The organism is Phyllobacterium sp. YR531 (assembly GCF_000282595.1).
GTDB lineage: Bacteria > Pseudomonadota > Alphaproteobacteria > Rhizobiales > Rhizobiaceae > Phyllobacterium.
Map to the genome: position 1 here is coordinate 55,236 of NZ_AKIZ01000004.1, position 10,769 is coordinate 66,004.

Below are 10,769 nucleotides of genomic sequence, written 5' to 3' on the forward strand. Positions count from 1 at the left end.
CCTTCCGAATATTCTTTCAGGGTGCATTACATCGTTCAAAGTTTAGCGACTAACGCTTCAAGTTGATCGGTGCATTGACCCCAACCTTCGTGGAATCCCATCTTCTCATGTGCTTCGCGATCAGCTACTGACCAATGCCGGACGAGGGCTGTGTATTTCGTTTTCCCGTCCTGCTCTTCGAAAGTAAGAATGATTGTCATGAAAGGTTTTTCTGAGGGTACCCAAGCAGTTGTGTAAGCATCTGTTACAACAATGCGCTCGTTTTTGACGACCTCCAGATAGACGCCCCTGTTCGGAAATTCATTGCCGTCAGGCCCCCGCATGGTGATGTAGTTTGAGCCGCCGACGCGGACATCCAGTTCGGCATGAGGTGTCGTATAGGGCAGGGGTGCAAACCATTGCTTCAGCACTTCCGCATCGGTCCAGGCTCTGTAAACCTTTTCCCGTGGCGCATTGATGAGACGTGTCAGAACGAGATCGCGATCAGTAGTTGCTGGTGTGTTCATTACAGTTCTCCTTGTTTCGGTGTTCTGAACCAAGGACGAATGGCCAATAGTCAATCCGACAACGGCCCTTAAAAAAAATGAAATTTATTTTTTGGAGAGACTGTCGAGATGCATGCGGATGTGAGCAGCTTCCGCGGCTGTATTGGCAAGGGCGATGGCGCGGTTGAACGCTTCGCGTGCTTCGCCATTCCGTCCGATTTTCATCAACAGGCCACCCTTGACGCCGAAATAATGAAAGTAACCGGAGAGGCGCTCTTCCAGCGGCTCTATGAGCGTTAGCGCCGCCGCGGGGCCACGCACCTTGGCAACGGCAACCGCGCGATTGAGCGTAATAACTGGCGATGGCATCATGCGTTCCAGCGCGCCATAGAGCAAATCTATTTCGATCCAGTCAGTGGCATCGGCTGTTTGGGCCCGGGCATGAAGTGCAGCAATTGCCGACTGAATTTGGTAGGGGCCCGGCTGCCTGTGGCGCATTGCCTTATCAATCAGGGCGAGGCCCTCATTGATCATTTCGCGATTCCAGAGCTTGCGGTCCTGATCCTCAAGGAGCACGACTTCGCCCTTTGCATCAAAGCGTGCAGCTGAACGTGCATTTTGCAGCAATAGCAGTGCGGCAAGGCCCATTATTTCAGGTTCCGTCGGGTACATTCGCAGCAAGAGCCGTATCAGGCGGATCGCTTCCTCGCACAGTGGAATACGGGCCTGCTGTTCGTTGGCCGCTGCGGAATAACCCTCGTTGAAAATCAGATAAACCATGGCTGCCACAGCCGCCAGCCGTTCCGCACGCTCTATTGGATCAGGCGTTTCAAAAGGAATTTCGCCCGCTGCAATGCGGCCTTTCGCACGGGTTATCCGCTGTTCCATGGCGCTTTCGCCAACCAGAAACGCTTTGGCAATCTGCTTGACTGAAAGGCCTGAAACGATTCTCAGTGCGAGTGGAATCTGTTGCGTTGCCGGAAGGTCCGGGTGGCAGCAAATGAACAAGAGCCGCAGGATATCGTCACGATAATCGGCACCGTCAATTTTTTCGGCGATTGCCGTTTCATTGTCCTCCAGATCAGACAGGACTTCTTCCGGCGGCAGGGGCTGTTGCTTTGCCTGACGGCGAACCACGTCTATTGCGCTGTTGCGGCCGACAAAAATCAGCCATGCTGTAGGATCGCGCGGCGGGCCATTTTTGGTCCAATTTTTCAGCGCCTTTACGCACGCCTCCTGAAAGGCCTCTTCCGCTACATCAAGGTTGCGAAAATAGCGAAGAAGAGCACCCACTGCTTGTGGGCGGGCTGCTGTCAATGCCGCGTCGATCCAATTAGCATCTGTCATGATGTGGTTTGTCCAGGTCTGAATATTGAAATTGGCCGGATCTCATATGAGCCCGTACCGGGGTTTGCGATTGACAGTTCACGGGAAATATCAAGCGCTTCATCAAGAGAAGCGCAATCGACGACATAGAACCCGAGGAACTGTTCCTTGGTCTCAGCGAAGGGACCATCGATTACGATTGGCTCATTGCCGCTCTTGCGCAATGTGGTTGCCGCCGTTGTCGGCATAAGGCGCGCAACGGGTCCAAGACGGCCCTGCTTGGTGAGCTTTTCCTGAACGGCTGCCAGCCGTGTCATTACCTCGTCATCTTCTTCTTTTGTCCAAGCGCCGACAACGTCTTCATCATTGTAGCAAAGAATGGCGTAGAGCATTTCAATTTCCTCTTCTTGATAGGATGACGAACCAGTATGACTAATCCCGACAACCGGTCAAAATATATTGCGATTCGGTATTTGAAAGGCGTCATTGTGAGAAAAACAGGCTGGTCACCAGAGCAATATCTGAAGTTCGAGGATGAACGTACGCGCCCGGCAAACGACCTTTTGGCCGCCGTGCCAACAAACCAAGTAGAATTTGCAGTAGATCTGGGGTGCGGACCGGGAAACTCTACAGAACTCTTGCTGAAACGGTATCCTTCAGCAGAAATTCTGGGAATAGACTCATCTGCAGAGATGATCGCGCAAGCGAGTGAACGATTGCCCGATTGCCGCTTTGAACAGGGCGATCTGGATACTTGGCGCCCGGAAAAGAAAGCTGATGTTCTTTACGCTAATGCTTCGATGCAATGGCTATCCGGGCACGACAAACTTTTCCCGCAATTCATGGGCTTTCTCAATACCAATGGTTCTTTGGCAATACAGATGCCGGACAATCTGGAGCAGCCCACGCATATCGCAATGCGTGAAGTCGCGAGCGATAAAAGCTGGGCGGAAAAGCTTGCCAAGGCCAATGCCACGAGGAGCAGCCTTGGCGACGCATCATTTTACTATGATCTACTTAAACCGCACGGCAAACGCGTGGATATCTGGCGTACGACCTATCACCATCCGCTGGAAGGTATCGAGGGCATCGTCCAATGGTTTCTTGGATCGGCCTTGCGGCCTTATCTTGCAGCGTTAAACGAAGACGAAAAACCGCAATTCCTTGAAAAATATAGGGAAGTTCTCGCACGGTCCTATAAGCCGATGAGCGATGGCGTGGTGCTTTTGCCATTTCCTCGCCTCTTCATTATAGCGACAAAATGAAAACCGGGCATTAGCCAAGGGGGAAGACCATGTTCGAAAAGCTCTTCAAGCTTACCGATCACAATACATCCATTCGCACTGAAGTATTGGCAGGACTGACAACGTTCCTGACCATGTCGTATATAATTTTCGTCAATCCCGACATTTTGTCGTCAACAGGTATGGATCGAAACGCTGTTTTTGTTGCCACCTGTCTGGCAGCGGCGCTTGGTTCGGCCATCATGGCTCTTGTTGCCAACTGGCCAATCGGCATGGCACCTGGCATGGGCCTCAACGCATTCTTTGCCTTTACAGTCGTAGCAGCGCTGGGTTTTACCTGGCAGCAGGCGCTGGGCGCAGTCTTCATTTCGGGCTGTATCTTCCTGCTGCTGACAGTGACCGGCATTCGTAGCTGGCTTGTTACGGGCATTCCAAAATCGATACGCAGCGCCATCGCGGCGGGTATCGGACTGTTCCTCGCGCTGATCGCTTTGAAAACGTCGGGCATCGTCGTGGATAACCCGGCGACGCTTGTCGGATTGGGTAATCTTGGCGATACAGGCGTTCTACTTGCTATACTTGGCTTCTTTGTCATTGCCGCTCTGGATGCGCTGAAAATTCGCGGTGCCATTCTCATCGGGATTCTGGTTGTCACCGTCCTTTCCATGCTGCTTGGGGTAAGCGAATTCAAAGGCGTGTTCTCCATGCCGCCAAGTCTCGCACCAACCTTCTTCCAGCTTGATATCATGGGCGCTTTGCATACCGGTTTTCTGCAGGTCATCCTCGTGTTCGTATTGGTCGAGGTTTTTGATGCTACCGGTACTCTTATCGGTGTCAGCAAACGTGCAGGTTTGATCGAAGAAGGCAAGCCAAACCGCCTTGGCCGCGCGCTTTTTGCAGATAGCACAGCCATTGTCGCCGGTTCTGTTCTCGGCACCAGCAGCACCACGGCCTATGTTGAAAGTGCCTCCGGCGTGCAGGCAGGTGGACGTACCGGACTAACCGCTTTAATCGTCGCGCTACTGTTCTTGGCAGCCTTGTTTATCTCACCTTTGGCTGCGTCCGTTCCAAGCTACGCAACAGCTCCCGCACTGCTTTATGTTGCGGGTTTGATGATGCATGAACTGGTGGAAATTGAATGGAATGACATCACGGAAGCTACACCAGCAGCGTTGACGGCACTGGTTATGCCATTCACTTATTCAATCGCAAACGGCCTTGCTTTTGGCTTTATCAGCTACGTCGTTCTAAAAACAGTAACCGGAAAGTTCAGAGATATTCATCTCGCGACGTTGCTTGTTGCGGTTCTATTCGTAATCAGGTTTGCGTTCTTTCCGCACTGAAAAATACAACAACAGCGCGGATATTTGGCATCCGCGCTGTTCATTCCATAGTCGAAAAGGTTAATTGTTTGTCCGCTGAAAATGCATTCGGCACCCAACCGTTTTGGCATGCAGATATTGTCGATTGTGAATGATATTATAATATTATAAATAAGATGTGAGGGAGAGCGGGAGGCAGAGGCTGTGCGGTTAAAACCGTTGCACGGCATGTTTTACAATCTTCATAAGTATATAGTAACGCAAGAATTTACAGGCGAGCATTTGGCAAGCAGGGAACTCACCGATTACGATTTTCGCACGACTGGCCAGTCGCGTACGCATCATGGTCATGTCATGCGGGATCTCGGTTTGAAGATCATCAGCGGTGCCTATCCCGAGAACAGCATATTGCCAGGCGATACGGAGCTTTTGCAGCGCTTTGGTGTGTCGCGCACAGTATTGCGTGAGGCGCTGAAAACACTGGCTGCCAAGGGCCTGATCCAGCCAAAAGCCAAGATTGGCACAAGAGTGTTGGAACGTTCGCACTGGAATCTCTTCGATCCTGATATTCTTGTCTGGCATTTTGAGGCAGGAGCAACAGCGGAGTTTCTGGCGAGCATTGTTGAAATGCGCTTGGCGCTGGAGCCGGAAGCGGCAGGACTGGCAGCGCTGCGCCGTACCGATGAACAACTGGAAACGTTGTTCACATGGGTCGAGCGGATGGGGGAGGCCAAAGAGTCCGCAACGGATTTTGTTTACAGCGATCTGCAGTTTCACATCGCCGTAGCGGAAGCTTCCGGTAACCCATTTATGCGCTCAATCAGCGCTCTGATTGAGGTGGCCCTTGTGACGACCTTCACTATCAGTTCCCCCATACCCAATTCAGAAAGCCATATACGCTCTGTTGCGCGCCACGCGGCAATTGCCGTAGCCATCCGCGACGGTAATGTTGAAGCCGCAAAGGCTGCAATGCGCGTGGTCATCGCAGAGGGTGCGGAACGGGTGCTGGTAGCAGGCCGAAAAGCGCTCTAGTCTCTCACAATGGTCTTATGCTCCCGGCCATCAGGATGGCAGAGAGCATGCTGGTTCAAAGTGCGGTAACTTTTACCTTGGCAGGTTTTTCCAGCTTGAGCGGGTTGCGTAGAGGCAGACCGAAGGCAGGCGCGTCGATCTCGAAAACATCGCCATTTTCAGCCCTGATCCCATCGGCAAAGGACAGTGTTGCGGTCCCGAACATGTGGATGTGAATATCACCGGGCTGCCGGAAAACGGAATACTTGAAGTGATGGTGTTCAAGGTTTGCAATCGTATGGGACATGTTGTCCTCGCCTGAAAGAAACGGCTTTTCCCATATGGTTTTATTCTTTCGGGAAATGCGAGATGTACCGCGAATATCTGCAGGCAGATCACCAAGAAGCAGTTCCGGTCCCACGGAGCAGGGACGTAATTTGGAATGGGCGAGATATAGATAATTAACGCGCTCCATAACGTGGTCGGAGAACTCGTTGGCCAGTGCAAAGCCGAGGCGGAAAGGAGTGCCATCCGGCCCAATAACATAGATGCCGGCAATCTCAGGTTCTTCTCCCGCGTCATCAGCGAAGGCCGGAGAAACCAATGGCTGGCCGGGGCCCGTCAACATCGACCCATTCCCCTTGTAGAACCATTCCGGCTGCACCCCGGCCTTTCCCTTCTTTGGCTTGCCTTCCTCAACGCCCATGCGGAACATCTTCATAGAGTCGGTCAGCGTTTCTTCTTCTGCGTTACCAATCTTGCGATGCATTGCATCACGCGTAGAAGCAGAACCCAGATGGGTCAGACCCGTACCGGTCAAATGGATATGTGATGGATCGTGCGTATCTATCGGTGGTAATAAGCGGCCTTCGCTATAGGCAGTTTGAACATCAACTGTCTTGCCAAGCCCCCGGCTTTCGATGATGGCTGCAATGCCGGTCCCGGCTTCAATTGCAGCGTGGGCCAGTTCAAGCACGGAGCGCGTCCGCTTTACATGGCGGAATTCTTCGCCTGAACGTGCAGCGACCTGCCGCTTGCCTTTGGCATTGATCAATTGAACCAGATTCACAGCTTCCTCCCGGATGTTTATCGCGGTCATTTATATGCGCGGTAGCTCGATGCGTCGACTCATCTTTCCAAAAATATTATAATAGTATTATATTGAATTGTTATTGGAATTGCTGGCCAGAGTTTGCTTTTGCGAATAGGGGCGGCTGAATCTGATGATCGGGCAGCATGACCTATTCCAAAAGTCATACTTTTCGGATAAGTGTTCAAGCGGACCCTGCTCTGGGAGGAACTGGTTCGATACCGATAAGCTGGCCGAGGCCGACAGAAGTGTATCGAACGTGATTGGAAACTGGGAGGATAGAAGTGAAAATACTCAATCTGGTTGCTGCGGGACTGATCGCGCTCGGCGCGATGAGCACGCAAACATTCGCACAGGATAAGGGCACGGTCGGTATTTCCATGCCTACCAAAGCCTCCGCGCGTTGGATCGCCGATGGCGACAACATGGTAAAGGCTTTGAAAGAGCGCGGTTATGGTACGGATTTGCAGTATGCGGAAGATGACATTCCAAATCAGCTTGCGCAAATTGAAAACATGGTCACCAAGGGTGTCAAGGTTCTGGTGATCGGCGCCATAGATGGCACGACGCTTTCGAACGTCCTGCAGCAGGCGCACGATGCAGGCATCAAGGTCATTGCCTATGATCGTCTCATCCGCGATTCCGGAAATGTTGACTACTATACAACCTTCGACAACTTCCAAGTGGGTGTTCTGCAGGCAGGCTCCCTAGTCAAAGGTCTAGGCCTTCCTGAAGCAAAGGGCCCTTTCAATATCGAACTGTTCGGCGGTTCACCTGACGATAATAATGCCTTCTTCTTCTATGACGGCGCAATGTCCGTACTTCAGCCTTTGATCGATAGTGGCAAGCTCGTCGTTCAATCCGGTCAGACAGGTATGGATAAGGTCGGAACCCTGCGCTGGGATGGTGCGGTGGCTCAAGCCCGTATGGATAATCTCTTGTCGGCCTATTATACCGACAAGAAAGTCGATGCCGTTCTCTCGCCATATGATGGTCTTTCCATCGGCATTCTTTCGTCATTGCGCGGTGTAGGCTATGGCTCCAAGGATCAGCCATTCCCGTTTGTTTCCGGGCAGGATGCGGAAGTTCCTTCGGTTAAATCGATCGAAGCAGGCGAACAATACTCGACGATTTACAAGGACACGCGTGAGCTGGCCAAGGTTACAGCCAATCTTATCGACAAGGTGCTGAAGGGCGAAGAGCCGGAGATCAACGACACCAAGACCTATAATAATGGTGTGAAAGTTGTTCCTGCCTATCTGTTGAAGCCTGTCGAGGTCGACAAGTCGAACTGGAAGGAAATTCTGGTTGGCGGCGGTTATTATACCGAAGACCAGCTGAAGTAAGTCATGAGCACAAATGAACCCTGCACAGATGCGTGCAGGGTTCATTTCCTATTGTAGTGACGTCGATGAGGATCTCGATGGAAACCATCCTCGAAATGCGCAATATCACCAAGACCTTTCCGGGGGTCAAAGCGCTCAATAATGTCAATCTCAACGTAAGAAAAGGCGAGATTCACGCTCTGGTCGGCGAGAATGGAGCTGGCAAATCTACCCTTATGAAGGTGCTGAGCGGTGTTTATCCTCATGGCAGCTATGAGGGGGAGATTTTCTACAAGGGCGAAGAGCAACGGTTCCGCGATATCAGCGACAGCGAGAAAAAGGGCATTATCATCATCCATCAGGAGCTGGCGCTAGTGCCGCTGCTATCGATCGCCGAGAACATCTTCCTTGGTAATGAGCCTGCAAAGTTCGGTATTATTGACTGGCATGTTGCGGAAAACCGCACACGCGAATTGCTTGCCAAAGTCGGCTTGAAAGAGGACCCGCTAACGCTCGTCACAAATCTCGGTGTGGGCAAGCAACAACTGGTTGAGATTGCCAAGGCGCTGTCGAAGGAAGTTGAGCTGCTAATCCTTGACGAGCCCACGGCCAGTCTCAATGAAAAGGACAGTGATGCCTTGCTTGAGCTGTTACTTGAATTCAAGGCGCAGGGCATTTCATCGATCCTGATTTCTCACAAACTCAATGAAGTGGGCAAAGTTGCTGATCGCATTACGGTTTTACGTGACGGTGCTACAATCGAGACGCTGGATAAACAGGATATTTCCGAAGACAAGATCGTCACACTGATGGTGGGGCGCCAACTGGCTGACCGGTATCCGCAGCGCGAGCCGAATATTGGCGAGGTTGTCTTTGAAGTAAAAGATTGGGTGGTTCACCATCACATCCACGGTGACCGGACAGTTGTTAACGGCATTACCCTTAACGTTCGCAAGGGAGAGGTCGTCGGTATTGCCGGCCTGATGGGGGCCGGGCGTACCGAGTTCGCCATGAGTGTTTTCGGCAGAGCCTATGGCCGTAACATCAGCGGCGAGGTTTTTATCAAGGGAAAGAAGGCCGATGTTTCAACCATCGGAAAGGCCATCGATAACGGCATTGCCTATGTTACCGAAGACCGCAAAACCTATGGCCTTAACCTGATCGATCATATCAAGCACAATACGACAATCGTTAATCTGGAAGGTGTATCCAGCAGCGGTGTGCTTGATGATATGGCAGAGTTGAAGGTAGCGAATGAATATCGTGCCAAAACCAATATCCGCTCCTCCAGCATTTATCAGAAAACCGGCAACCTTTCCGGTGGCAACCAGCAGAAGGTTGTCCTGTCGAAATGGCTCTTTGCAGATCCGGACCTTCTGATTCTGGATGAACCTACTCGGGGTATTGATGTCGGCGCAAAGTATGAAATCTATTCGATCATCAATCAACTTGTGGCGATGGGAAAAAGCGTGCTCGTTATTTCGTCTGAAATGCCTGAACTGCTTGGCATTTGCGACCGGATATATGTCATGAATCAGGGCAGGCTTGTTGGCGAAATGGCTGCCAGTGAAGCCAGTCAGGAAAAAATCATGCGCGCCATTATTCGTGCTGAAGGGAAATAATCATGAGTGTCGAAACTGCTCCGGCTAAAATTCAGACCGATGGATCAGCCACAAAAGGCAATTTGCGCGAATATGGTTTGGTCGCAGCCTTGATCCTGATCATGATATTCTTCCAGTTCACTACCAATGGCACGCTGTTTCGCCCGGTCAATCTGACAAATCTGGTCTTGCAGAACAGCTACATTATTATAATGGCCCTCGGCATGCTTCTGGTCATTGTTGCCGGACATATTGATTTGTCGGTTGGCTCAGTATCGGGTTTTGTTGGGGGGCTTGCTGCCGTAATGATGGTGAAGTGGCAAATCCATTATGTTCCGGCAACGATTCTTTGTCTTGCGATGGGCGGTATTATAGGTGCCGCGCAAGGCTATTGGGTAGCTTACCACAAGATACCCTCCTTTATCGTCACGCTGGCGGGCATGCTTGTTTTCAAGGGCCTTGCCCTCTGGCTTCTTGGTGGCCAGTCCGTTGGGCCGTTTCCACCACAGTTCCAGCTTTTGAGCTCCGGGTTCATTCCGGATTTCTTCGGCGGTGCCGGTTTCAACATTACCTCTATGCTGATTGGCGTTATTCTGGTCGCGCTGATGGTCTATTCGAGCGTACGCGGTAGAGCCAAACGTGAGAAACACGGATATCACGGCGAACCATTCGCGCTCTTCCTGGCAAAGAATTTGATTATTGGCGGCATTATTCTGTTTCTGGTCTATCTGCTGTCTTCTTATAAGGGCCTTCCCAACGTTCTCGTGGTTATGTCGTTGCTCATTGCCCTTTTCGTGTTCGTGACAAAGCGCATGACGATTGGCCGACGCATCTATGCCATGGGTGGCAACGAAAAAGCGGCAAAGCTTTCCGGTATCAAGACAGAACGCCTCACCTTCTTCACCTTCGTGAATATGGGTGTGCTCGCGGCGCTTGCCGGATTGATCTTCGCCGCACGCTTGAACACGGCGACACCAAAAGCCGGTCTTGGCTTTGAGCTGGATGTGATTGCCGCTGTGTTTATTGGTGGTGCGTCAGCAATGGGTGGTGTCGGTCAGGTTATGGGGGCTGTTATCGGGGCCTTCATCATGGGCGTTATGAATAATGGCATGTCAATCATGGGCGTCAATATCGATTGGCAGCAGGTAATCAAAGGACTGGTGCTTCTCGCAGCGGTGGTCTTTGACGTCTACAACAAGAACAAAGCCTGATCTTTAGACGCAGGTTCCGTTTCACCGCATGGGAATTGCAGTAGTACAAAGCCGGAGCTGTGCTTGAATGTGCAGCGCCGGCTTTTCTGTGAAAAAATCGTAAACCGGCGCAGGAAATTCACTAATTCAAACGAGTTATCCCCAGGGTAAGTGT

Annotated in this window: 10 protein-coding genes; 6 read left to right on the forward strand and 4 right to left on the reverse strand. The window is 51.5% G+C overall.

The window, feature by feature from the left end; genetic code table 11:
- Positions 1-35: 35 nt before the first annotated feature.
- The 3 genes from PMI41_RS02495 to PMI41_RS02505 all read right to left on the reverse strand — a co-directional run bounded on the left by PMI41_RS02495 (position 36) and on the right by PMI41_RS02505 (position 2,203).
- Positions 36-506 (reverse strand): SRPBCC family protein, encoded by a 471-nt coding sequence (locus tag PMI41_RS02495; RefSeq protein ID WP_008121431.1) that lies wholly within the window; start codon positions 504-506, stop codon positions 36-38.
- Between the two features lie 84 nt (positions 507-590).
- Positions 591-1,832 carry an RNA polymerase sigma factor gene (locus tag PMI41_RS02500; RefSeq protein WP_008121432.1) on the reverse strand — a complete coding sequence of 414 codons (1,242 nt, stop codon included), beginning with the start codon at positions 1,830-1,832 and terminating at the stop codon, positions 591-593.
- Positions 1,829-2,203, reverse strand: a complete 375-nt coding sequence (locus PMI41_RS02505) for a YciI family protein (protein WP_008121434.1) — start codon at positions 2,201-2,203, stop codon at positions 1,829-1,831. Before PMI41_RS02505 ends, PMI41_RS02500 begins: the two co-directional genes overlap by 4 nt.
- Positions 2,204-2,239: 36 nt before the next feature.
- On the opposite strand from PMI41_RS02505, the gene tam reads away from it, so the two are divergent.
- The 3 genes from tam to PMI41_RS02520 all read left to right on the forward strand — a co-directional run bounded on the left by tam (position 2,240) and on the right by PMI41_RS02520 (position 5,409).
- Entirely contained in the window at positions 2,240-3,076 is an 837-nt protein-coding gene (gene tam, locus PMI41_RS02510; protein WP_008121435.1) for a trans-aconitate 2-methyltransferase, read from the forward strand.
- A gap of 29 nt (positions 3,077-3,105) precedes the next feature.
- Entirely contained in the window at positions 3,106-4,398 is a 1,293-nt protein-coding gene (locus PMI41_RS02515) for an NCS2 family permease (protein ID WP_008121437.1), read from the forward strand.
- A 261-nt stretch (positions 4,399-4,659) separates the two neighbouring features.
- On the forward strand, positions 4,660-5,409 hold the full coding sequence (locus PMI41_RS02520) for a FadR/GntR family transcriptional regulator (protein WP_040853530.1): 750 nt from the start codon (positions 4,660-4,662) through the stop codon (positions 5,407-5,409).
- Positions 5,410-5,464: 55 nt separating this feature from the next.
- Here PMI41_RS02520 and araD1 read toward each other — a convergent pair whose 3' ends face one another.
- A complete protein-coding gene (araD1, locus tag PMI41_RS02525; protein WP_008121442.1) occupies positions 5,465-6,457 on the reverse strand; it encodes an AraD1 family protein in 993 nt (330 codons plus the stop codon).
- Positions 6,458-6,810: 353 nt separating this feature from the next.
- Here araD1 and chvE point away from each other — a divergent pair, with 353 nt between their 5' ends.
- The 3 genes from chvE (at position 6,811) to mmsB (ending at position 10,615) form a co-directional block, all read left to right on the forward strand.
- A complete protein-coding gene (gene chvE / locus PMI41_RS02530) occupies positions 6,811-7,824 on the forward strand; it encodes a multiple monosaccharide ABC transporter substrate-binding protein (protein WP_052025818.1) in 1,014 nt (337 codons plus the stop codon).
- A gap of 77 nt (positions 7,825-7,901) precedes the next feature.
- Complete coding sequence (gene mmsA, locus PMI41_RS02535; RefSeq protein WP_008121448.1) at positions 7,902-9,425, forward strand: multiple monosaccharide ABC transporter ATP-binding protein; 1,524 nt, start codon at positions 7,902-7,904, stop codon at positions 9,423-9,425.
- 2 nt (positions 9,426-9,427) lie between these two features.
- The gene (mmsB, locus tag PMI41_RS02540; RefSeq protein WP_008121450.1) at positions 9,428-10,615 is read left to right on the forward strand and encodes a multiple monosaccharide ABC transporter permease; all 1,188 of its coding nucleotides are present in this window, start codon (positions 9,428-9,430) and stop codon (positions 10,613-10,615) included.
- The last annotated feature ends 154 nt before the right edge of the window (positions 10,616-10,769 follow it).